Annotated in this window: 24 protein-coding genes; 8 read left to right on the plus strand and 16 right to left on the minus strand. The window is 60.3% G+C overall.

Annotated features, from left to right (window positions below; genetic code table 11):
* Positions 1-3: 3 nt before the first annotated feature.
* From mreD to mreB, 3 genes are all read right to left on the minus strand, one after another.
* Positions 4-492 carry a rod shape-determining protein MreD gene (gene mreD / locus C0058_RS27515; protein ID WP_003216081.1) on the minus strand — a complete coding sequence of 163 codons (489 nt, stop codon included), beginning with the start codon at positions 490-492 and terminating at the stop codon, positions 4-6.
* The gene (gene mreC / locus C0058_RS27520; protein ID WP_080673268.1) at positions 492-1601 is read right to left on the minus strand and encodes a rod shape-determining protein MreC; all 1110 of its coding nucleotides are present in this window, start codon (positions 1599-1601) and stop codon (positions 492-494) included. The genes mreD and mreC overlap by 1 nt, the downstream gene beginning before the upstream one ends.
* Before the next feature lie 140 nt (positions 1602-1741).
* Positions 1742-2779, minus strand: coding sequence for a rod shape-determining protein MreB (mreB, locus tag C0058_RS27525; protein ID WP_002555108.1), 1038 nt, complete (start codon positions 2777-2779; stop codon positions 1742-1744).
* A 210-nt stretch (positions 2780-2989) separates the two neighbouring features.
* Here mreB and gatC point away from each other — a divergent pair, with 210 nt between their 5' ends.
* The 6 genes from gatC (at position 2990) to C0058_RS27555 (ending at position 8249) form a co-directional block, all read left to right on the plus strand.
* A complete protein-coding gene (gene gatC, locus C0058_RS27530; protein ID WP_003216077.1) occupies positions 2990-3277 on the plus strand; it encodes an Asp-tRNA(Asn)/Glu-tRNA(Gln) amidotransferase subunit GatC in 288 nt (95 codons plus the stop codon).
* Positions 3278-3293: 16 nt separating this feature from the next.
* Complete coding sequence (gene gatA, locus C0058_RS27535; protein WP_102369908.1) at positions 3294-4745, plus strand: Asp-tRNA(Asn)/Glu-tRNA(Gln) amidotransferase subunit GatA; 1452 nt, start codon at positions 3294-3296, stop codon at positions 4743-4745.
* Positions 4746-4755: 10 nt separating this feature from the next.
* Positions 4756-6201, plus strand: coding sequence for an Asp-tRNA(Asn)/Glu-tRNA(Gln) amidotransferase subunit GatB (gene gatB, locus C0058_RS27540; protein WP_003216073.1), 1446 nt, complete (start codon positions 4756-4758; stop codon positions 6199-6201).
* A 193-nt stretch (positions 6202-6394) separates the two neighbouring features.
* Positions 6395-6766 carry a septal ring lytic transglycosylase RlpA family protein gene (locus tag C0058_RS27545; protein WP_003216071.1) on the plus strand — a complete coding sequence of 124 codons (372 nt, stop codon included), beginning with the start codon at positions 6395-6397 and terminating at the stop codon, positions 6764-6766.
* Between the two features lie 59 nt (positions 6767-6825).
* Positions 6826-7872: a calcium/sodium antiporter gene (locus C0058_RS27550; protein WP_032899620.1), complete on the plus strand. Its 1047-nt coding sequence runs from the start codon at positions 6826-6828 to the stop codon at positions 7870-7872.
* Positions 7869-8249 (plus strand): carboxymuconolactone decarboxylase family protein, encoded by a 381-nt coding sequence (locus C0058_RS27555; RefSeq protein ID WP_102369909.1) that lies wholly within the window; start codon positions 7869-7871, stop codon positions 8247-8249. Before C0058_RS27550 ends, C0058_RS27555 begins: the two co-directional genes overlap by 4 nt.
* Here the strand turns inward: C0058_RS27555 and C0058_RS27560 are convergent.
* The 5 genes from C0058_RS27560 to kdgD all read right to left on the minus strand — a co-directional run bounded on the left by C0058_RS27560 (position 8246) and on the right by kdgD (position 14793).
* Complete coding sequence (locus tag C0058_RS27560; RefSeq protein ID WP_102369910.1) at positions 8246-9187, minus strand: AEC family transporter; 942 nt, start codon at positions 9185-9187, stop codon at positions 8246-8248. The genes C0058_RS27555 and C0058_RS27560 overlap by 4 nt on opposite strands.
* A gap of 175 nt (positions 9188-9362) precedes the next feature.
* Positions 9363-10916 (minus strand): galactarate dehydratase, encoded by a 1554-nt coding sequence (garD, locus tag C0058_RS27565; protein ID WP_008437248.1) that lies wholly within the window; start codon positions 10914-10916, stop codon positions 9363-9365.
* Between the two features lie 13 nt (positions 10917-10929).
* On the minus strand, positions 10930-12294 hold the full coding sequence (locus tag C0058_RS27570) for an MFS transporter (protein WP_102369911.1): 1365 nt from the start codon (positions 12292-12294) through the stop codon (positions 10930-10932).
* An 87-nt stretch (positions 12295-12381) separates the two neighbouring features.
* Positions 12382-13827 carry an aldehyde dehydrogenase family protein gene (locus C0058_RS27575; RefSeq protein WP_003216060.1) on the minus strand — a complete coding sequence of 482 codons (1446 nt, stop codon included), beginning with the start codon at positions 13825-13827 and terminating at the stop codon, positions 12382-12384.
* Positions 13828-13881: 54 nt separating this feature from the next.
* Positions 13882-14793 carry a 5-dehydro-4-deoxyglucarate dehydratase gene (gene kdgD / locus C0058_RS27580; protein WP_003216058.1) on the minus strand — a complete coding sequence of 304 codons (912 nt, stop codon included), beginning with the start codon at positions 14791-14793 and terminating at the stop codon, positions 13882-13884.
* A 224-nt stretch (positions 14794-15017) separates the two neighbouring features.
* On the opposite strand from kdgD, the gene C0058_RS27585 reads away from it, so the two are divergent.
* Positions 15018-16172 (plus strand): phospholipase, encoded by a 1155-nt coding sequence (locus C0058_RS27585; protein WP_102369912.1) that lies wholly within the window; start codon positions 15018-15020, stop codon positions 16170-16172.
* A gap of 201 nt (positions 16173-16373) precedes the next feature.
* Here C0058_RS27585 and C0058_RS27590 read toward each other — a convergent pair whose 3' ends face one another.
* The 8 genes from C0058_RS27590 to rplM form a co-directional block, all read right to left on the minus strand.
* Positions 16374-17123 carry a FadR/GntR family transcriptional regulator gene (locus tag C0058_RS27590; protein ID WP_008437251.1) on the minus strand — a complete coding sequence of 250 codons (750 nt, stop codon included), beginning with the start codon at positions 17121-17123 and terminating at the stop codon, positions 16374-16376.
* Positions 17124-17293: 170 nt separating this feature from the next.
* Positions 17294-17713 (minus strand): ClpXP protease specificity-enhancing factor, encoded by a 420-nt coding sequence (locus C0058_RS27595; protein ID WP_003216051.1) that lies wholly within the window; start codon positions 17711-17713, stop codon positions 17294-17296.
* A 17-nt stretch (positions 17714-17730) separates the two neighbouring features.
* Complete coding sequence (locus C0058_RS27600) at positions 17731-18348, minus strand: glutathione S-transferase N-terminal domain-containing protein (protein WP_003216049.1); 618 nt, start codon at positions 18346-18348, stop codon at positions 17731-17733.
* Between the two features lie 145 nt (positions 18349-18493).
* A complete protein-coding gene (locus C0058_RS27605) occupies positions 18494-19273 on the minus strand; it encodes a cytochrome c1 (protein WP_003216044.1) in 780 nt (259 codons plus the stop codon).
* Positions 19273-20484, minus strand: a complete 1212-nt coding sequence (locus tag C0058_RS27610) for a cytochrome bc complex cytochrome b subunit (RefSeq protein WP_003216042.1) — start codon at positions 20482-20484, stop codon at positions 19273-19275. Before C0058_RS27610 ends, C0058_RS27605 begins: the two co-directional genes overlap by 1 nt.
* A complete protein-coding gene (petA, locus tag C0058_RS27615; RefSeq protein ID WP_003216040.1) occupies positions 20484-21080 on the minus strand; it encodes a ubiquinol-cytochrome c reductase iron-sulfur subunit in 597 nt (198 codons plus the stop codon). Before petA ends, C0058_RS27610 begins: the two co-directional genes overlap by 1 nt.
* A 266-nt stretch (positions 21081-21346) precedes the next feature.
* A complete protein-coding gene (rpsI, locus tag C0058_RS27620) occupies positions 21347-21739 on the minus strand; it encodes a 30S ribosomal protein S9 (protein ID WP_003216038.1) in 393 nt (130 codons plus the stop codon).
* 14 nt (positions 21740-21753) lie between these two features.
* The gene (gene rplM, locus C0058_RS27625) at positions 21754-22182 is read right to left on the minus strand and encodes a 50S ribosomal protein L13 (RefSeq protein WP_003216032.1); all 429 of its coding nucleotides are present in this window, start codon (positions 22180-22182) and stop codon (positions 21754-21756) included.
* 248 nt (positions 22183-22430) lie between these two features.
* Between rplM and C0058_RS27630 the strand changes: the two genes are divergently transcribed.
* Positions 22431-23471 carry an NADP(H)-dependent aldo-keto reductase gene (locus C0058_RS27630; RefSeq protein WP_008437253.1) on the plus strand — a complete coding sequence of 347 codons (1041 nt, stop codon included), beginning with the start codon at positions 22431-22433 and terminating at the stop codon, positions 23469-23471.
* Positions 23472-23549: the final 78 nt, after the last annotated feature.

The raw sequence follows: 23549 nt of genomic DNA on the forward strand, positions 1-23549 counted from the left end.
CATTCAATTGATTTTATAGCGACGACGCAATCCACGCAGGCCAAAACTGACCCAGGGCCACAACAGCGCGCTGACCAGCGCGGGCAACACCAGCGCCAGGGTCGGTTGGCGGTTGCCGGTCAAGGCGCTGAGCCACAGCTGTACCAACTGCGCCAGGCCGAAGATCACCAGGATCACCAGGCACTGTTGCCACATCGGGAACATCCGCAGGCGCTGCTGCAATGACAGCACCAGGAAGGTAATCAGGGTCAGGATCAACGCGTTCTGCCCGAGCAGGGTGCCGTAGAGCACATCCTCCATCAGCCCCAGGCACATGGCCGTGACCATCCCGACCTTGTGCGGCAGCGCCAGGGCCCAGAACGCCAGCAGTAAGGCGAGCCACAGCGGGCGCAGGATCTCCATGAATTGCGGCAGCGGCGAAACGCTGAGCAGCAAGCCGATGGCAAAGGTCAGCCAGACGATCCAGCCGTTACGCGAATGAGTACCGGCCATTATTCTTCCCTCTGCCGAGTGGTTGCCGGGGCCGCGGCCGGTGGCTTGGCGGCGGCGGGCGGTTTGGCAGCGGCAGGTGTTGCAGCCGCAGGCTTGGCCGGACGCGCGCTATGGGCCACAGGCTTGACCGGTGTCGCAACCGGCGCGGCTGGCGTTGCCGGAGCGGCTGCCGGGGCAGCAGGTGCCGCCGGTTTTGGCACGGTGGCCGGAATGATTGGCGCGGTGCCGTTTTGCTTGTCTTCCGCTTCCTGGGCCTGGGCGGCTTCGTTGGCACGCTCTTCCGGGGTGCGGTTGTCACTGAACACCAGCAACAGGTAACGGCTGCGGTTCAATGCGGCGGTCGGCACGGCACGCACAATGGCGAACGGCTGGCCGGAATCGTGGATCACTTCCTTGACCGTCGCGACCGGGTAGCCTGCCGGGAACCGCTGACCCAGGCCGGAGCTGACCAGCAGGTCGCCTTCCTTGATGTCGGCGGTGTCTGCGACGTGACGCAACTCCAGGCGTTCCGGGTTACCAGTACCGCTGGCAATCGCCCGCAGGCCGTTGCGGTTGACTTGCACCGGGATGCTGTGGGTGGTGTCGGTCAGCAACAGGACGCGAGAGGTATAAGGCATCAACTCCACCACCTGGCCCATCAAGCCACGGGCATCGAGCACCGGTTGGCCAAGGACTACGCCGTCGCGCTCACCCTTGTTGATGATGATGCGATGGGTGAAGGGGTTCGGATCCATGCCGATCAACTCGGCCACTTCGACCTTCTCATTGACCAGCGCAGAGGAATTGAGCAACTCGCGCAGCCGAACGTTCTGCTCGGTGAGGGCCGCCAGCTTTTGCATGCGCCCCTGCAGCAGCAGGTTTTCGGTCTTGAGTTTTTCGTTCTCGGCCACCAGTTCGGTGCGGCTGCCAAATTGACTGGCGACACCCTGATAGAGACGCTGCGGCAGGTCAGTGATCCAGTACGTCTGCATCAGGACCAGCGACATCTGGCTACGCACTGGCTTGAGCAGTGTGAAGCGGGCATCGACCACCATCAGCGCAACCGATAGCACGACCAGCACCAACAGGCGCACGCCCAATGAGGGGCCTTTGGAAAAAAGCGGTTTAATAAGCCGCTCCTCCCAGGCAAATGTTTTCTTTATTCATACGGCATCAAACCGGCCTGGATGCAGATTGAAGAAGATAAACGCCAACAGGCAGCACTGCAAAGTGCTGCCTGTGAGCGAAACATGGGCAAACCAGCAAATTCTTATTCGCTGGAGAGCAGGTCCATGGTGTGTTTATCCATCATTTCCAGTGCACGGCCACCGCCACGGGCGACGCAGGTCAACGGGTCTTCAGCGACGATCACTGGCAAACCGGTTTCCTGGGCCAGCAACTTGTCGAGATCGCGCAGCAAGGCGCCACCACCGGTCAGTACCAGGCCACGCTCGGCGATATCGGAAGCCAGTTCCGGAGGCGATTGCTCCAGGGCGCTCTTCACCGCCTGAACGATGGTGGCCAGGGACTCTTGCAGAGCTTCCAGCACTTCATTGGAGTTCAGGGTGAAGGCACGTGGAACGCCTTCGGCCAGGTTGCGACCGCGAACATCGACTTCGCGAACTTCGCCGCCCGGGTAAGCGGTACCGATTTCCTGCTTGATGCGCTCGGCGGTGGATTCGCCGATCAGGCTGCCGTAGTTGCGACGCACGTAGGTGATGATCGCTTCGTCGAAGCGGTCGCCGCCAACCCGTACGGATTCGGCATACACCACACCATTGAGGGAGATCAGGGCGATTTCAGTGGTACCACCACCGATATCCACCACCATCGAACCGCGCGCTTCTTCAACCGGCAGGCCGGCACCGATCGCAGCGGCCATTGGCTCTTCAATCAGGAACACTTCACGGGCACCGGCGCCAAGGGCCGATTCACGGATGGCACGACGTTCCACCTGGGTGGACTTGCACGGAACGCAGATCAGCACACGAGGGCTGGGCTGCAGGAAACTGTTTTCGTGAACCTTGTTGATGAAGTACTGCAGCATCTTTTCGCAGACACTGAAGTCAGCAATCACGCCATCCTTCATCGGACGAATGGCAGCAATGTTGCCCGGTGTTCGGCCCAACATGCGCTTGGCCTCGGTGCCAACGGCAACGACACTTTTCTGATTACCATGGGTCCGAATGGCCACAACCGATGGCTCATTCAGGACGATACCGCGCTCGCGCACGTAAATAAGGGTGTTGGCAGTGCCCAGGTCGATGGAAAGATCGCTGGAAAACATGCCACGCAGTTTCTTGAACATGGGAAAGGGACCCTAGGCAACGCGTGGGTAAAAAAGTGCGGCAAACTCTAACAACGACAGGGATTTTGGGCAAGGCGCCAATGTGCTAAATTGGCCGACTTTCTGTGCACCAACCCCCACAATCGCGGCCATATGACCGTAGAAATGCGGTAGTGTTCCTACAATCTAACACACGGATAGCTTCCGTTCTGTTTTCCACTGGAGAATCCCATGGCGCTTGAACGCTCCGACGTGGAAAAAATCGCTCATTTGGCCTGCCTGGGCCTCAATGAAGCCGATCTTCCACAGACCACCGCAGCCCTGAACAGCATTCTCGGGCTGGTCGACCAAATGCAAGCCGTGAATACCGACGGCATCGAGCCCCTGGCTCACCCGCTGGAAGCCAGCCAGCGCCTGCGCGCCGACGTCGTGACCGAGCGCAATAATCGCGAGGCTTACCAGTCCATCGCGCCAGCGGTCGAAAACGGCCTGTACCTGGTTCCGAAAGTCATCGACTAAAGGGAAAGAGCCTGCAATGCATCAATTGACTCTGGCCGAGATCGCCCGCGGTCTCGCCGACAAAAAGTTTTCTTCCGAAGAGCTGACCACGACCCTGCTGGCGCGTATCGCCGAGCTGGACCCTAAGGTCAACAGCTTCATCAGCATCACCGAAGAGCTGGCCCTGAGCCAGGCCAAGGCCGCCGACGCACGTCGCGCCAACGGTGAGAACGGCGCCCTGTTGGGTGCGCCGATTGCCCACAAGGACCTGTTCTGCACCCAGGGCATTCGCACCAGTTGCGGCTCGAAGATGCTCGACAATTTCAAGGCGCCCTACGACGCCACTGTGGTCGCCAAGCTGGCCACTGCCGGGGCTGTGACCCTGGGCAAGACCAACATGGACGAATTCGCCATGGGCTCGGCCAACGAGTCGAGCCACTACGGCGCGGTGAAAAACCCGTGGAACCTTAAGCACGTGCCCGGCGGTTCGTCCGGTGGTTCGGCAGCCGCGGTTGCCGCTCGTCTGTTACCTGCCGCCACGGCCACCGACACTGGCGGCTCGATCCGCCAACCGGCCGCTTTCACCAACCTCACCGGTCTGAAACCGACCTACGGTCGCGTTTCCCGCTGGGGCATGATTGCCTACGCCTCCAGTCTCGACCAGGGCGGCCCCCTGGCACGCACCGCTGAAGACTGCGCAATTTTGTTACAAGGCATGGCAGGCTTCGATCCGCAGGACTCCACCAGCATTGATGAACCCGTGCCGGACTACAGCGCCAGCCTGAATACCTCGATCAAAGGCCTGCGCATCGGCGTGCCGAAAGAGTATTTCAGCGCCGGCCTCGACCCGCGCATCGCCGAACTGGTGCACAACAGCGTCAAGGAGCTGGAAAAGCTCGGCGCCGTGATCAAGGAAATCAGCCTGCCGAACAACCAGCACGCGATTCCGGCCTACTACGTGATCGCGCCGGCAGAAGCGTCCTCCAACCTGTCGCGGTTCGACGGCGTGCGCTTCGGCTACCGCTGCGAAAACCCGAAAGACCTCACCGACCTGTACAAGCGCTCCCGTGGCGAAGGTTTCGGCGCGGAAGTACAACGCCGGATCATGGTCGGTGCCTACGCCCTGTCGGCCGGCTACTACGACGCGTACTACCTCAAGGCGCAAAAGATCCGTCGCCTGATCAAGAACGACTTCATGGCTGCCTTTAATGAAGTCGACGTGATCCTCGGCCCAACCACGCCGAACCCGGCCTGGAAGATCGGCGCCAAGACCGGCGACCCGATCGCCGAGTACCTGGAAGACCTGTACACCATCACCGCCAACCTCGCCGGTCTGCCGGGCTTGTCCATGCCTGCAGGTTTCGTCGATGGCTTGCCGGTGGGCGTGCAACTGCTCGCCCCGTATTTCCAGGAAGGCCGCCTGCTCAATGTGGCGCACCAGTACCAGTTGAACACTGACTGGCACACTCGCACCCCTACCGGCTTCTGAGGAGAACACTATGCAATGGGAAGTCGTGATCGGGCTGGAGATTCATACCCAGCTCGCCACCCAATCGAAGATTTTCTCCGGTAGCGCCACCACGTTCGGCGCAGAACCCAACACCCAGGCCAGCCTGGTAGACCTGGGCATGCCCGGCGTGCTGCCGGTGCTGAACCAGGAAGCGGTGCGCATGGCGGTGATGTTCGGCCTCGCCATCGATGCCGAGATCGGCCAGCACAACGTGTTCGCCCGCAAGAACTACTTCTACCCGGACCTGCCCAAGGGCTACCAGATCAGCCAGATGGAATTGCCGATCGTCGGCAAGGGCTACCTGGACATCCCGCTGGAAGACGGCACCATCAAACGTGTCGGCGTGACCCGTGCGCACCTGGAAGAAGATGCCGGCAAGAGCCTGCATGAAGAATTCAACGGCGCCACCGGCATCGACCTGAACCGCGCCGGCACCCCGCTGCTGGAGATCGTTTCCGAGCCGGACATGCGCAGCGCCAAGGAAGCCGTGGCCTACGTCAAGACGATCCACGCGCTGGTGCGTTACCTCGGGATCTGCGACGGCAACATGGCCGAAGGCTCCCTGCGTTGCGACTGCAACGTGTCGGTGCGGCCAAAAGGCCAGGCCGAGTACGGCACCCGCTGCGAGATCAAGAACGTCAACTCGTTCCGTTTCATCGAGAAGGCGATCAACACCGAAGTACGTCGCCAGATCGAGCTGATCGAAGACGGCGGCAAGGTGATCCAGCAGACCCGCCTGTACGACCCGAACAAAGACGAAACCCGCGCCATGCGCAGCAAGGAGGAAGCCAACGACTACCGTTACTTCCCCGATCCGGACCTGTTGCCGGTGGTCATCGAGGACTCGTTCCTGGCTGACGTGCGCGCCACGCTGCCGGAACTGCCACCGCAGAAACGCGAGCGTTTCCAGGCGCAGTTCGGGCTTTCGGTGTATGACGCAAGCGTGCTGGCGTCGAGCCGCGAGCAAGCCAACTACTTCGAAAAAGTCGTGAGCATTGCCGGCGACGCCAAACTGGCGGCCAACTGGGTGATGGTTGAGCTGGGCAGCCTGTTGAACAAACAGGGCCTGGAAATCGACGAAGCACCGGTGTCGGCAGAACAGTTGGGCGGCATGTTGCTGCGGATCAAGGACAACACCATCTCCGGCAAAATCGCCAAGACCGTGTTTGAAGCCATGGCCGCCGGCGAAGGCAACGCTGACGAGATCATCGAAAAGCGCGGCCTGAAGCAAGTCACCGACAGCGGCGCGATTTCGGCCGTGCTCGACGAGATGCTGGCAGCCAATGCCGAACAGGTTGAACAATACCGTGCTGCGGATGAAGCCAAGCGCGGCAAGATGTTCGGCTTCTTTGTCGGCCAGGCGATGAAAGCCTCCAAAGGCAAGGCCAACCCGCAACAGGTCAACGAACTGCTGAAAAGCAAACTCGAAGGCTAAACGCGGTGAAATGGTCGGAGCAGGACCTCACGTCCAACTCTGACCCCTTGTGGGAGCGGGCTTGTGTGGGAGCGGGCTTGCTCGCGAAAGCGGTGGATCAGTCAGCCTATTCGTTGCCTGACACACTGCATTCGCGAGCAAGCCCGCTCCCACCCAAGCCCGCTCCCACATCTGTAAGGGGGGAACCTTGAAAATGAAGCGTCTACTCGGCCTGTTGGCCCTGTTCTCTCTGCTCGCCGGCTGCGCCAGCGGCCTCATCGACCCCAACGGCTATGACGAAACCGGCTCCGCGTCCTACTACGGCGCCAAACACCACGGCAACCGCACTGCCAGCGGTGAACCGTTCAACCAGAATGCCCTGACCGCCGCCCATCGTCGCCTGCCCTTCGGCACGCAGGTTAAGGTCACCAATCTCGACAACAACAAAAGCGTCGTTGTCCGCATCAATGATCGCGGCCCGCATACCCGTGGGCGCCTGATCGACCTTTCACGCAAGGCCGCCGAACAGATCGGTATGATCGGCAGCGGCACCGCGCGCGTTCGCGTGCAAGCCCTCAGCAACTGACCGACGGAGCCCAGGCCATTTCCGCATTAACCGCCCTCTCGCCCTTTAGCCTGATCGAACTGATCAGCGGCCTGCTGCTGTTGATCTTCGGCGCAGAAGTATTGGTGCGCGCCGCCGTGCGCCTGGCGGCCAGCCTCAAGGTGCGCCCGCTGATCATCGGCCTGAGCATCGTCGCCTTCGGCAGCAGCGCGCCGCAGATGGCGATCAGCTTGCAAGCGACCCTGGCGGACAACACCGACATCGCCGTGGGCAGTGTGATCGGCAGCAGCATCTTCAACACCCTCGTGACCCTTGGCCTGGCAGCCCTGATCATTCCGCTGCGGGTCTCCCGGCAACTGGTACGCCTGGATATCCCGATGATGATCATCGCCAGCCTGCTGGTGTTTGTGCTAGCCGCCAATGAAGAACTCACGCCGATCGATGGCCTGTTACTGCTGGTGGCCCTGGTGGCCTACCTCGGCGTGCTGCTCTACCAGACCCGCCACTCCCGCCGCCCGCGCACCCGGGACACTGTGGTGCAGGCGCCGTGGCTGAGCAGCGTGCTGCTGATGCTCGGTGGACTGTTGATCCTCGTACTGGCCGGGCACCTGCTGCTGGGCGCGGCGGTGGACGTGGCCTCTGACCTGGGCCTGTCGGAACGCATCATCGGCCTGACGCTGATTGGCGTCGGCACTTCCCTGCCCTGCCTGGCCACCTCACTGATCGCCGCCCTGCGCGGCCAGCGGGAAATTGCCGTGGGCAACGTGATCGGCAGCAACCTGTTCAACCTGCTTGGGGTGCTGGGCTTTACCGCCCTCGTGGCGCCCTCGCCGTTGTCGGTGTCGCCCAATGCCCTGGATTTCGACCTGCCGGTAATGCTCGGCGTGGTCGCCCTGTGCCTGCCGGTGTTTTATTCGGGCTACCGCGTCACCCGGGCCGAAGGCCTGGTGTTCCTGGGCCTGTACCTGGTGTACGGGCTGCACGTGGTGTCGTTCACCTTCGGCATGCCGCTGGCCAACAAGCTTGAACAACTGATGCTGTATTACGTCCTGCCAGCGCTGGTGGCTTTCCTGTTGTTCACCTCGCTGCAAGCCTGGCGCCGCCAACACAAGAGGGAATCGCAATGACCGAACAGAAAAAGCCCGGCGTTGAAATGCGCCGCCAGGTGATGGGTGATGTGTTTGTCGATCGGGCGCTGGGCAATGCCACGGAGTTCAGCCAGCCGCTGCAGGATTTCGTCAACGATCATGCCTGGGGCAGCGTGTGGAATCGCGAAGGGTTGCCGCTGAAAACCCGCAGCCTGATCACCCTCGCCGCGTTGACCGCCCTCAAGTGCCCGCAGGAACTCAAGGGCCACGTGCGCGGCGCGCTGAACAACGGTTGCACCGTGGAGGAGATTCGCGAGGCGCTGCTGCATTGTGCGGTGTATGCCGGCGTGCCGGCGGCGATTGACGCCTTCCGCGCCGCTCAGGAAGTGATCGACAGCTACCAGAAAGACGCCTAGATCCACCCGCCCGCCTGCAACACGAAAATCCCGATATTCGTGGTCACCGCCGCCATCAAGGTGGTGATCACGATAATCGCGGCCGCCAGCTCATGATTGCCCTCCGCCGCCCGTGCCATGACAAAACTGGCCGCTGCTGTGGGCGCACCGAAGTACAGGAACAGAATCCCCAGCTCCGGCCCACGGAACCCCAGCAGCCAAGCGCCAAAGGTAGCGAGCACCGGCAGCCAGACCATCTTCATCAAGCTGGCACTCAGGGCCATATCGCCGCTTTTGCGCAGCGCCGCCAACGATAACGTGCCACCGATACAGATCAACGCCAATGGCAACGTCATGTCCGCCAGGTACTGCCCGGAGGATTCCAGCCAGCCAGGCAAGCCAATCTGGAAGTACGCGAAGGGCGCCGCCGCGATCACGCTGATGATCAACGGGTTGGCCAGCACGCTTTTGAAAATGCTCCACGGGTCGGACTTGATCACCGGGCTGTACACCGCCAGCACAATGGTCGACAGGGTGTTGTAGAACAGGATCACCAGCGCCGCGAGCACCGCGCCAAGGGAAATCCCGTAGTCGCCGTACATACTGGCGGCCAGGGCCAGGCCGATCACACCGTTGTTACCGCGAAACGCGCCTTGGGCATAGATGCCGCGATCTTCCCGCGGGCACCGAAAGGTCGCCCAGCCCCAGGCCAGGGCGAAGCTCACCAGCGTGGCGACGGCGAAGTAGATCAGCAGGCCGGGCTTGAGGGCTGAATGCAGGTCGGCATGGAGAATCCCGAGGAACAGCAACGCCGGCATAGTGACGTTGAACACCAGGGCCGAAGCGATGTGGATAAAGTTGTCGTTGATCCAGTTGATGCGCTTGAGCAGGACGCCCAGGAACAGCATGGCAAACACCGGCGCGGTGATGTTCAGGGTTTGTAGGAAGATTGCCAGCATGCCGGAGAGAACCTTGGGTGGGCGTCGGTAGGTGGCTAATGATAAGCCAGCATGGCCAGCTTCGTCTGGACTACCGCTTTCGCGAGCAAGCCCGCTCCCACATTTGACCGAGTTCTACCTTTGGAATGCAGTCAAATGTGGGAGCGGGCTTGCTCGCGAAGCAGGCGACTCGGTCTTAAGTAATCGGTGCCGGATTGAACAACGTAATGTCGTTATGCAGCTTGTGCTGCTCCGCCCATGTCTGCTTCTTGCCGCTGGCCACATCCAGGTAGAAGTGGAACAACTCCCAACCCAGCTCCTCAATCGTCGCCCGGCCGGTGGCGATCCGCCCGGCGTCGATGTCAATCAGGTCAGGCCAACGCTGCGCCAGCTCCGTCCGGGTCGAGACCTTCACCACCGGCGCCATCGCCAGCCCATACGGCGTGCCACGCCCGGTGGTGAACACGTGCAGGTTCATCCCCGCCGCCAACTGCAACGTGCCGCACACAAAATCACTCGCCGGCGTGGCACAAAAGATCAGGCCCTTGCGATTGAACCGCTCGCCCGGGCCAAGCACGCCATTGATCGCACTGCTGCCCGACTTGACGATGGAACCCAACGACTTCTCGACAATATTCGACAACCCACCCTTCTTGTTCCCCGGCGTAGTGTTGGCGCTGCGATCTGCCTCGCCCTTGGCCAGGTAGCGGTCGTACCAGTCCATTTCCCGCACCAGTTCCCGGGCCACGTCCTGGTTCTCGGCACGGGAAGTCAGCAGGTAGATCGCATCGCGCACTTCGGTCACTTCGGAAAACATCACCGTCGCGCCCGCCCGCAACAGCAAATCCGAGGCATAACCCAGCGCCGGGTTGGCGGTAATCCCCGAGAACGCATCACTGCCGCCACACTGCATGCCGAGGATCAACTCCGACGCCGGTACGGTTTCCCGCCGGCGCAGGTCGAGTTTCTTCAGGCGGGTTTCGGCCAGTTCCATGATCTGTTCGATCATTTCGGTAAAGCCGTGGCTGGAGTCCTGCAACCGATACAGCCATGGCTCACTCAGGTCTACCGAGCTGTCGTTTTCATGCATCACCTGCCCGGCCTGCAACTTCTCGCAACCCAGGCTGATCACCAGGGCTTCACCGCCCAGGTTCGGATTGCGCGCCAGGTTACGCACGGTGCGGATCGGGATGTAGGCGTCGGTGGCCGTGATCGCCACGCCGCAGCCGTAGCTGTGGGTCAGCGCCACCACGTCATCGACGTTCGGGTACTTGGGCAGCAACTCGTCCTTGATGCGCTTCACCGCATGGTCCAGCACGCCCGTGACGCACTGCACCGTGGTGGTAATCCCGAGGATATTGCGTGTGCCCACGGTGCCGTCGGCATTGCGATAACCCTCGAAGGTAAAACCCTCCAGGGGCGCTTGGGCGTCGGGCACTTCGGTGGACAGCGGCAAGCTGTCCAGCGGCGGCGCCGTGGGCATGCGCAGTTGATCTTCCTGCACCCAACTGCCTCGCGGAATCGGGCGCAGGGCATAACCGATGGTCTGGCCGTAGCGAATGATGCGGCCGCCTTCGGGGATGTCTTCCAGCGTCACCTTGTGGCTTTGGGGAATGAAATCCACCGTCACCAGGCCGTCGGGAAACTCGGTCCCCGCCGGTACGCCCTGGTCGTTGACCACAATCACCACGTTATCCAGCGCGTGCAAACGGATGGAGCGTGGCGAATCGGCATGTTCAATCAACTGCATGACGCGGGCCCCTTCAGGAATGCGCTTGGGAAAGTTTAGTCAGCTCGGGGCCGTTGGCCGGCGGCTCTTTAAGCACCACACGTTTGATCGGACCGACGATCACCAGGTAGCTGAACACCGCCAGCAACGCGTTGGCACCGACGAACACCAGCGCCCACTTGAAGGAGCCAGTGGTGCTGATGATGTAGCCGATCACGATCGGGGTGCTGATGGAGGCCAGGTTGCCGAACATGTTGAACAAACCGCCACTCAAGCCAGCGATTTGTTTCGGCGAGGTGTCGGACACCACCGCCCAGCCCAGTGCGCCAACGCCTTTACCGAAGAAGGCCAGGGCCATGAAGCCCACCACCATCCATTCGATGTCCACGTAGTTGCACGCGACAATGCTGCTGGAAATCAGCAAACCACCAATGATCGGCGCCTTGCGGGCGAAGGTCAGCGAATGGCCCTTGCGCAGCAGGTAGTCGGAAATCACCCCGCCCAACACGCCGCCGATAAAGCCGCAGATCGCCGGCAAGGACGCGATGAAGCCAGCCTTGAGAATCGTCATGCCGCGTTCTTGAACCAGGTACACCGGGAACCACGTCAGGAAGAAATAGGTGATGCCATTGATGCAGTACTGGCCAAGGTACACGCCGAGCATCATGCGGTTGGTCAGCAACTGACGGATGTAATCCCACTTCGGGCCGTCGGTTTTCTTGCCTCTGCCCTTGTCCTGGTCCATGTCGACCATGGCCCCGTTGGCAGCGATGTGCTGGAACTCGGCCTCGTTGATCATCGGGTGCTGGCGCGGGCTGTGGATAACTTTCAGCCAGATCAGCGAGAACACGATACCGATGCCGCCCATCACCACGAACACGTGCTGCCAGCCGAAGGTGTAGACGATCCAACCCATCAGCGGCGCGAACAACACGGTGGCGAAGTACTGCGCCGAGTTGAAGATCGCCGAGGCAGTCCCGCGTTCAGCCGTAGGAAACCATGCCGCCACGATGCGCGCATTTCCGGGGAAGGATGGCGCTTCAGCCAGGCCCACCAGGAAGCGCAACATGAACAGCGCAACGATGGCCGTGGAAACACCGAACTCACCGACATAGCCTTGCAGCACGGTGAACAGTGACCAGGTGAAGATACTCAGGGCGTAGACTTTTTTCGAACCGAAGCGGTCCAGCAGCCAGCCGCCGGGAATTTGCCCGGCCACGTAGGCCCAACCGAATGCGGAGAAGATATAGCCAAGGGTGACCGCGTCGATGCCGAGGTCTTTTTGCAGGCTGGAGCCGGCAATGGCGATGGTGGCCCGGTCGGCGTAGTTGATCGTGGTCACCAGGAACAGCATGAGCAGGATCAAATAGCGGACATGGGTCGGCTTGGTCGCTTGCATGAAGATGTACTCCCACTAATTATTTTTTTTGCGGGTAATCAAATTGTAAGCCTGTGGCGGGCACGGACCCGCCACAGGGTGCAGCCGTTACGAACCGATGTAGCTGGTTTTCACCACGGTGTAGAACTCTTGCGCATAGCGACCCTGCTCACGCGAACCGTAGGATGAACCCTTACGGCCGCCGAATGGAACGTGGTAATCCACACCGGCAGTCGGCAGATTGACCATCACCATCCCGGCCTGGGAATGACGCTTGAAGTGGTTGGCGTATTTCAGCGAGGTGGTGGCGATACCGGCCGAGAGGCCGAACTCGGTGTCGTTGGCCATCGCCAGCGCCGCCTCGTAATCCGCCACGCGCACCACGTTGGCCACCGGGCCGAAGATCTCTTCACGGCTGATGCGCATCGCGGCTTCGCTGTCGGCAAACAGCGTCGGCGCGAGGAAGTAGCCTTCGGTGTCGCAGGTCACCAGCTCACCGCCGCTGACCAGCCGGGCGCCTTCGCTCTGGCCGATGTCGATGTACTTCAAGTCCTGGTCCAGTTGGGCCTGGGAAACCACCGGGCCGATGTCGGTGCCGGTTTTCAGGGCGTGGCCGACCTTGATCGACTTCATCCGCTCGGCCATGGCCGCGACGAACTGGTCGTGAATCCCGGCGGTGACGATAAAGCGGCTGGACGCGGTGCAACGTTGGCCGGTGGAGTAAAACGCGCTCTGCACCGACAGCTCGACGGCTTGCTTGAGGTCGGCGTCGTCGAGAATGATCTGCGGGTTCTTGCCGCCCATTTCCAACTGCACCTTGGCCTGGCGCGACACGCAGCTGACGGCGATCTGACGACCCACGCCCACCGAGCCGGTGAAGCTGATGCCGTCGACTTTCGGGCTGTTGACCATGGCATCGCCGACCACACGGCCGCTGCCCATCACCAGGTTGAACACACCGGCAGGGAAGCCGGCGCGGGAGATGATTTCGGCCAGGGCCCAGGCGCAGCCCGGTACCAGTTCAGCCGGTTTGAGCACCACGCAGTTGCCGTAGGCCAGGGCCGGGGCGATCTTCCAGGCCGGGATGGCAATCGGGAAGTTCCACGGCGTGATCAGGCCAACCACGCCCAACGCCTCACGGGTCACTTCAACGTTGACGCCCGGACGCACCGACGGCAGGTAGTCGCCGGACAGGCGCAAGCATTCACCGGCAAAGAATTTGAAGATGTTACCGGCGCGGGTCACTTCGCCGATGGCTTCCGGCAGGGTCTTGCCCTCTTCCCGGGCCAGCAGGGTGCCGAGTTCTTCGCGACGGGCGAGGATTTCGGTACCGACTTTATCCAGCGAATCATGACGCGCCTGGATCCCGGAAGTGGACCACGCCGGAAAAGCAGCGCGCGCAGCGTCGATGGCCGCGTGGACTTGGGCGAGGTCAGCCTTGGCGTATTCGCCAATGACATCAGACAACTCCGACGGATTGATGTTGGCCGAGTAGTCGGCGCCGGCAACCCACTGGCCACCGATGTAGTTTTCAAAACGCTTGGCTTGGGACACGAATTCTCTCCTGACGCAAAAAGCCGCTGATTACTCAGCGGCCTTGGTGATGGGTTATTGCGCGCCTTGCTTGTCGATCAACGCGGCCAGGGCTTCGTATTCTTCCGGCAGCAGATCGGTCAGCGGGGTACGCACGGGGCCTGCGTCGTAGCCGACGATTTTCGCCCCGGCCTTGACGATGCTCACCGCGTAACCGGCCTTGCGGTTACGGATGTCGAGGTACGGCAGGAAGAAGTCGTCGATGATCTTGCCGACGGTGGCGTGATCTTCCCGGGCAATGGCGTGATAGAAATCCATCGCGGTTTTTGGAATGAAGTTGAACACCGCCGAGGAGTACACCGGCACGCCCAGGGCCTTATAGGCAGCGGCGTAAACCTCTGCAGTCGGCAAGCCGCCCAGGTAGCTGAAACGGTCACCGAGGCGACGACGGATCGACACCATCAATTCAATGTCACCCAGGCCGTCCTTGTAACCGATCAGGTTCGGGCAGCGCTCGGCCAGGCGTTCCAGCAGCGGCGCGGTCAGGCGGCAGACGTTGCGGTTGTAGACCACTACACCGATCTTGACCGACTTGCACACCGCTTCAACGTGGGCGGCAACCCCGTCCTGGCTGGCTTCGGTCAGGTAGTGCGGCAGCAGCAACAGGCCTTTGGCGCCCAGACGCTCGGCTTCCTGGGCGTACTCGATGGCCTGGCGGGTGGCACCGCCGACACCGGCAAGAATCGGCACGCTGGTGGCGCAGGTATCAACGGCGGTTTTCACCACTTGCGAATATTCGCTGGCCGCCAGGGAGAAAAACTCACCGGTGCCGCCAGCGGCGAACAAGGCGGTAGCGCCGTAAGGGGCCAGCCATTCCAGACGCTTGATGTAGCCCGCCTGGTGGAAATCACCCTGGGCATTGAAATCGGTCACCGGGAAAGACAGCAGACCGTGAGAGAGGATGGACTTCAGTTCTTGTGGATTCATTATTCGAACACCCTGGGCGAAGACTTTCTGTTGTGAGATTACGGATGGTTATCTTGATGTCGTACGTCATCGTACAACTATAAAAATATTCGTCAACTGCAATTCATCGCCGCCCTTCCTGATTGCTGCTTTCTTGACGTAGGAAGTTTTTCCTCTATGCTCGGATTAGCTGTATATACATACAGTTATTACGGAAGATTCCTACGACATAGCAAGGAGCTAACATGTCAGATCTTGAACTTGCCACACCTGTGAAAACCCCGCCAACCCTGCGTTTTGAAGGCGGCGAACACACCGCCATCGGCGACGACACCCTGTTGCGTTTCGTCAAGGACGCCCCGCCGATTCCCGCCCGGCAGGTCGAATTGCACTTGCCCAATGGCCTGGCCCTGAGCTACGGCCAGATCATCGCCCTGGGCGGTGATTTCTATGGCATCCCCGGACGCCCCATCAACGAAGGCACATCGCCCGCTGATCGTGTGCAGCGCTTTACCGATGCGTTCAACTCGCTGGCGGTATTGCCAGCATCACGGGAAGAAGCGGGCAAGATCCTCGCGGTGATGCAAAAGGAGATCAATGCGGTCAACCAGGCGATCAAGGATGGCAAGCAACCCCATGAAGCCTATGACGCGCTGGGTGACACCTTGTCCGAGGAATGGAACCGCATCACCGGCGGCGGCAGTGCCGTCTCGGCGCTGATTCCACTGGGGCGCTACCTGAAACTGGCGGCAGACAATGCCGACCACTTTGGCGAATGGGCTTTGGCGGCCTATCTGGCGGGGCATACGGCAGCCTTGCAACAAGCCGTCGTGGCGCATCAGACCGGCACCGACCAGGCGCTGGAACTGGCCTATGCCATGAACAGCTTTGCTGATCACTTTTTGACCGATCTATTTTCCGCCGGGCACCTGCGGGTACCGCGCAAGCAACTGGCGGCGGTGGTGACACCGGGTGAACTGGGCTCGCTGATCAGCCGCTTCATGCACGATGAAGACAGCAAGTTCGGGCTCAATGTGCGCAACGCCCTGGGCGAGCAGTGGCATGCCTACGGTGATAAACGCTATTTCGACAGCAACGATGCGGCCAACCGCGCCATGGTCAAACGCGCCGTGCAGGCCTCGGCCGATGAGATCTTCGAAACGTTTATCAGCGGCATGGCGCCCTCCCCGGCCAACTTCAAGGCACCGCTGTATGTGCCGGACCTGAACGCCGCGCAGAACCCGGCGAACAACTTCTCACCGCTGTTCAAGGCTGAAGGCGACAAGGTGCTGCGACGCAAGGACGTCAACAACCTGAACGACAAGCAGTGGACCAATGACTGGTGGGGTTGGAGCACGTATCTGCTGCTCAAGGACTACACGCCGAATCAGCCGGCCTGAAAGACGTGAGTTAAGCCTCGCGCATTAACCTGTGGCGAGGGAGCTTGCTCCCGTTGGGCTGCGAAGCAGCCCCAGCAAGAACACGGGGTTCTTTCAGACAGAACTCGGGGCAATGGATTTGGGGCCGCTGCGCGGCCCAACGGGAGCAAGCTCCCTCGCCACAATGAGCTTTCAAGCCACACGCTTACGTTCAGCCTGGTATCAACCGCGCTGCGCTTCCGCCTCTTCATGGGCATGGCGCAGCCGCTCACGGCTGTTGGTCAGGTGCAACCGCATGGCCGCCCGCGCCGCATCCGAATCCTGGCGCGCGATCGCCTCATAGATCTCTTCGTGTTCGCGGCTCAGGCGGCTCATGTAGTGCTGCTGGTCATCATGGGCCAGGCGTGCCGAGTTCAGCCGCGTGCGCGGAATGATGCTGGTGCCCAGGTGGGTCATGATGTCGGTGAAGTAGCGGTTGCCGGTGGACAGGGCAATCTGCAGGTGGAACTGGAAGTCCGACGCCACCGCATCACCGGCGTGGGCCGCACTTTCGTTCAGCGCATCGAGGGCAGCACGCATGCCGGCCAATTGCTCGTCGCTACGGCGCTGGGCAGCAAGCCCGGCAGACTCCACTTCCAGGCTGATCCGCAGTTCAAGGATGGCCAGCACATCACGCAGGGTGACGACAGTGGCCGGATCAATCCGGAAACCGCTGGGGCTTGGCGTATCCAGCACAAAGGTACCGATGCCATGGCGGGTTTCTACCTGCCCGGCGGCCTGCAATCGCGAGATGGCTTCACGCACCACGGTGCGGCTGACCCCGTGGGCGTCCATGATCGCCGACTCGGTGGGCAGTTTGTCGCCACGTTTGAGTTGGCCGTCGCGGATCTGCTCGGACAACACCGTGACCAATTCCTGGGCAAGGCTGCGGCGCTTGCGGGGAAGACGAGGGGCGGCGCTGGAGTTTTCCATGATGAATCATCTATCTCGGCGATCTGAAGCACGCATGATAGCCCATGGCGGTTGTACGATCACCGTCCTGTCATGACTTTCATCTATAACGGCCGGGGTTTTCGCCAGGCAAAAAAATGCCCCGGCATCACCGAGGCATTTTCAACGCTGGCCCGAGGGCCCGCGCCTTGTTACTTCACCACTTTCAGACTCGGCCGACCGCTTGGACGCGGCGGCTCGGAATCCGGCGGCGGCACATCATCTTCGCCTTCGAGCTCGATCGCTTCGTCATCCTCAAGGGAAGACTCCAGATCAAACACCATGCCCTGGCCATTTTCCCGGGCGTAGATCCCGAGGATGGCACCGATGGGCACGAACAGCGTATGCGGCACACCGCCGAAACGCCCTTCAAAGCTGACCGCTTCATTGTCCATGTGCAGGTGTCGCACGGCACTGGGTGAAACGTTCAGGACGATTTGTCCGTCACTGGCAAAACCTTGCGGTACCTGAACCGCGGGAAACTCGGAATTGACCAGCATGTGCGGGGTGCAATCGTTGTCCACTATCCACTCATAGAGCGCGCGGACCAGGTAAGGTCGACTGGAGTTCATCAACGGCTCCTTAAGCCTTAGCGCATATCGCGTTCGACACCAGACAGACTCGCCTGGAAAGCCTCACGCGCAAACTGGCGCTCCATGTAGTCAAGCAGCGGCTTGGCAGGCCGCGGCAGTTCTATGCCCAAAATCGGCAAGCGCCAGAGTATGGGTAATAGGCAGCAATCCACCAGACTTTGTTCCTCGCTGAGGAAAAAAGGTTTGTCGGCAAACAACGGCGAAACACCGGTCAGGCTCTCGCGCAATTCCTTGCGCGCCTGAACCCGGGCCGCTTCCTTGCTGCGTGAATCCAGAATCAGGTCCACCAGGCCACACCAGTCACGCTGGATCCGATGGATCAGCAGGCGGCTGTTGGCACGCGCCACCGGATACACCGGCAGCAACGGTGGATGGGGATAACGCTCATCCAGGTATTCCATCACCACGGTTGACTCCCACAACGCCAGGTCACGATCGACCAGGGTGGGCAAGCTGCCGTAAGGGTTCACTTCGATCAGTTTCGGCGGGTGACGTCCCACCTCCACACTGATGATCTCTGCGCTGACACCCTTCTCTGCGAGCACGATGCGTACTCGGTGGGAATAGTGGTCGGCGGGGTCGGAGTAACAGGCCAACCGATTGGTCACGCCCATGGCGGTCCTCCTCGCTTGTTGAAATTATCGGAAGCTCAAAAACGAGCGCGCCCAGTGAGCATCTCCGTGATGCCTGGATAAACCAGACTTACCTTCAGAGATGCCGCTGGGCGCGCAAGATTAACAGCAATTACTTACGGTTGGATCAATGCACATCCTTCCAGTATTCGCGTTTCAGCAGATAGGCGAACACGAAGAAGAAGGCCAGGTACAGCAACACATAGGTACCAATGCGCTGATGCTGCAGCTTCACTGGGTTGGCCGAGTAGGCCAGGAAGGTCACCAGATTCTTGACCTTCTCGTCGAACTGCTCTTCGTTCAGCGTGCCGGTCTTCGGCACTATGGTCAGCTGATCGCACGCTTCATGAGTCAAAGGCGTACCGGTGAGCGGATCATACTGCTTCTTGCCGTCTTCGACGATTTGTACTTGCTTGCATCCTACCACTTGGCGACCTTGCAGGCCGACCAGAACGTTAGGCATACCGACGTTCGGGAACACTTTGTTGTTCACGCCGTAGGGACGCGTCGGGTCTTCATAGAAGGATTTCAGGTAGCCATAGAGCCAATCGGTGCCACGCACACGGGCCACCAGGGTCAGGTCGGGCGGTGCAGCCCCGAACCAGGTCTTGGCGTCGGCCGGTTGCATGCCGATGGTCATGTGGTCGCCGATCTTCGCCCCGGTGAACACCGAGTGGCTCAGCATCACGTCATGGGGAATGCCCAGGTCGTCGGCCACTCGCTCGTAACGCTGGAACTTGGCGCTGTGGCAGCCCATGCAGTAGTTGGTGAACGTACGCAGCCCGTCCTGCATTGCGGCTTTGTCCGACACGTCGATGTCGACTTTTTCCAGTTCTGGGCCGTGTTCAGCGGCGAAAGACAGCAGCGGCAGGGCCGCAAGAATGAATGCAACGAATAATTTTTTCATCAGCCAGTCACCCTTTCCGGTACCGGTTTGGTCTTCTCGAGCCGGGTGTAGAACGGCATCAGAATGAAGTAGGCGAAGTACAGGAAGGTGCAGACCTGCGACAGCAACGTACGCTCCGGGGTCGGCGCCAGTACGCCCAGTACACCCAGGATCACGAACGCAATGCAGAACACCCACAGCCAGATCTTGCTCAGCCAGCCCTTGTAGCGCATGGACTTGACCGGGCTACGGTCGAGCCACGGCAGCACGAACAGCACCGCAATCGCTGCGCCCATGGCGATAACGCCCATGAGTTTGTCGGGAATCGCCCGCAAGATCGCGTAGAACGGAGTGAAGTACCAGACCGGGGCAATGTGTTCCGGGGTCTTGAAGGCGTTCGCCTGTTCGAAGTTCGGTTTCTCGAGGAAATAACCGCCCATCTCCGGGAAAAAGAACACGATCGAGCAGAAGATGAACAGGAACACCACCACACCGACGATATCTTTCACGGTGTAGTACGGGTGGAACGGAATGCCATCCAGCGGTACGCCGTTTTCGTCCTTGTGCTTCTTGATATCCACGCCGTCGGGGTTGTTCGAACCCACTTCGTGCAACGCCAGGATGTGCAGCACTACCAGGCCCAGGATCACGATCGGCAAGGCCACCACGTGCAAGGCGAAGAAGCGGTTCAGGGTGATCCCGGAGATCAGGTAGTCACCGCGAATCCACTGGGTCAGGTCGTTGCCGATGACCGGGATCGCACCGAACAGCGAGATGATCACCTGGGCGCCCCAATAGGACATCTGGCCCCACGGCAGCAGGTAGCCCATGAAGGCCTCGGCCATCAGTGCCAGGTAGATCAGCATGCCAAACACCCACACCAGCTCGCGGGGCTTCTGGTACGAACCGTAGAGCAGGCCACGGAACATGTGCATGTAGACGACGATGAAGAACGCCGAGGCGCCGGTGGAGTGCAGCAGACGCAGGATCGAGCCGTACTCGACGTCGCGCATGATGTATTCGACGGAGGCGAAGGCTTCTTCGGCCGACGGGGTGTAGCTCATCGTCAGCCAGACACCGGTAACGATCTGATTGACCAGTACCAGAAGTGCCAGGGAGCCAAAGAAATAGAAGAAGTTGAAGTTCTTCGGTGCGTAGTACTTGCTGAGGTGGTCTTCCCACATCTTGGTGGCGGGGAAGCGCGCATCCACCCAATCCATGAACTTGCTCATCAGGCTTTCTCCCCCTCGTCGACGCCAATGACAATGACACTGTCAGTCTCGTAGTGATGTGGCGGAACTGGCAGGTTCAGTGGTGCAGGTTGTGACTTGTAGACGCGGCCAGCGAGGTCGTAGTGAGAACCGTGGCACGGGCAGAAATAGCCCCCGACCCAGTCCTTGCCCAGGTCCGCGGGCGCCACTTCCGGGCGGAAGGTGGGAGAGCAACCCAAGTGGGTGCAGATACCGATCAGCAGCAGAATTTCCGGCTTGATCGAGCGAATTTCCTTATCGACGTAAGCGGGTTGGTCGGAATTCTTCGAGTCGGGGTCGGACAGCTGGCCCTCGATCTTCTTCAGATTTCCCAGGATTTCCTCGGTACGACGAACGATGAACACTGGCTGACCGCGCCATTCAGCAATCATTTGCTGGCCTGGATCGATCTTGCTGACATTCACCTTCACCGGTGCACCTGCGGCTTTCGCCTTGGCACTGGGAAACCATGACCCCACGAACGGGACCGCAGCCCCCACCGCTCCTGCAGCACCCACCACGGATGTGGCTGCTACCAAGAAGCGACGCCGGCCTGCATTCACGCCGTCATTGCTCATTCAGTCCTCTCCCATCAGCTTTGTGGCCTGTTAAATCAGGCGTCTACTAAGTGTTAAATCTGAACTTATAAAAATTTTGCCGAATGGTAATGAAAAGCCCCACGTCTGACAAGGTAATTACCCCCGGCACTGGCTCCAAGCCTTTGAGTATAGGGGCTCTACGGATGTGGCAAGTTGTCACACAGATTTTTTTACATAAATAGCAGGCAATAAAAAACGCCCAGCTCCGTGAGGAGGCTGGGCGTTTTCTGGAACGTAAAAGCGAATTAACGCTTCGAGTACTGCGGACGCTTACGCGCTTTACGCAGACCAACTTTCTTACGTTCAACTTCACGAGCATCGCGAGTCACGAAGCCAGCTTTGCGCAGAGCGCCACGCAGGGTTTCGTCGTACTGCATCAGAGCGCGAGTGATACCGTGGCGGATTGCGCCAGCTTGACCACTTACACCGCCACCGATAACGGTGACGTAGATGTCGAACTTTTCAACGGTCTCGGTCAATTCCAGCGGCTGACGAACTACCATGCGGGCAGTTTCGCGACCGAAGAAATTTTCCAGAGTGCGGTTGTTGATCGAGATGTTACCAGTACCCGGACGCAGGAAAACGCGAGCGGTAGCGGTTTTGCGACGGCCAGTGCCGTAATTTTGAGTCGCCGACATAATGAACTATTCCGTTAAAACTTCAGTTCTTGGGGCTGCTGAGCAGCATGAGGGTGAGCAGCGCCCGCATAGACTTTCAGCTTGCGATACATGTCGCGACCCAGTGGGCCCTTCGGCAGCATACCTTTGACCGCGATTTCAATCGGGGCTTCAGGCTTTTTGGAGATCAGGCCTTCGAAGTTCGAAGACTTGATACCGCCTGGGAAACCGGAGTGACGGTAGTACATTTTGTCTTGCGCTTTGTTGCCGGTAACACGTACCTGCTCGGCGTTGATGATGACAATGTAGTCACCGGTATCAACGTGAGGGGTGTACTCAGGCTTGTGCTTGCCACGCAGACGGCTGGCGACTTCAGTGGCCAGACGACCCAGGGTCTGACCAGCGGCGTCGACGACAAACCAGTCGCGCTGAACTGTTTCTGGTTTTGCAGTAAAAGTTGTCATTCTTTAATAGCCTCAGGGGCCGCCCTGTAAATTAGACGGCGGATCTTACTGAATAGTGCGTACTTTGACAAGTCAAAGGCAGCCGGATACAGACGCTATCGGGGGCTCGGGTCGGCGCGTCCGTTCAACGGCAAGATTCTTCGGCAGGCGGCGCATCACTTCCACTGCAGAAAGAGGTGGGCAATTATGCAGATTGCCAAAAAAAATTCAACCTGCTTTTATGATTGTTTTCCCCGAAGGAGTACCCGATGGACTATCGACAGCTGGGCCGAACCGATCTGAACGTGAGCGCGATAGCCTTGGGCACCATGACCTGGGGCGAGCAGAACAGCGAGGCAGAGGCCTTCGCACAGATCGAACGGGCCAAGGCCGCGGGGATCAACTTCCTCGACACTGCGGAAATGTACCCGGTGCCGCCCAAGGCCGACACCTACGCCACCACCGAGCGCTACATCGGTAATTACTTCAAAAGCCGCGGCGACCGTGCCGACTGGATCCTCGCCAGCAAGATCGCCGGCCCCGGCAACACCATCGACTACATCCGCGATGGCAGCCTCAAGCACAACCGCAAGCACATCGCCGAAGCCCTGGACGCGAGCCTCAAGCGCCTGCAAACCGACTGGATCGACCTCTACCAGCTGCACTGGCCGGAACGCAGCACCAACTTTTTCGGCCAACTGGGCTACAAGCACAAGGCCGAAGAAGACCTGACGCCGCTGGAAGAAACCCTCGAAGCCCTGGATGAGCAGGTCAAGGCCGGCAAGATCCGCCACATCGGCCTGTCCAACGAAACCCCGTGGGGCACCATGAAGTTCCTGGCCCTGGCCGAAGCCCGTGGCTGGACCCGCGCGGTGTCGATCCAGAACCCCTACAACCTGCTCAACCGCAGCTTTGAAGTGGGCCTGGCGGAGATCGCCATCCGTGAACAGTGCGGTTTGCTGGCGTATTCACCGCTGGCGTTCGGCATGCTCAGCGGCAAGTACGAAGGTGGCGCACGCCCGGCCAAGGGCCGCCTGAGCCTCTATAGCCGCTTCAGCCGCTACTTCAACCCGCAGTCGGAAGCTGCATGCAGCCGTTACGTGGCACTGGCCCGTGAGCACGGCCTGGACCCGGCGCAGATGGCATTGGCGTTTGTAACCCAACAACCGTTCGTGACCAGCAACATCATTGGCGCCACGACCCTGGAGCAGCTGGACAGCAACATCGCCAGCGCCGACCTGAAACTGTCGGATGAGGTGCTGGCAGGGATTGAGGCGATTCAGAAGGATCATCCGAATCCTGCGCCTTGATTGATCTCTAGACCGCCTTCGCGAGCAAGCCCGCTCCCACATTCCACCGAGTTCCACCTTTGGAATGCAGTCGAATGT

The sequence above is a fragment of the Pseudomonas sp. NC02 genome (genome assembly GCF_002874965.1).
Lineage (GTDB): Bacteria > Pseudomonadota > Gammaproteobacteria > Pseudomonadales > Pseudomonadaceae > Aquipseudomonas.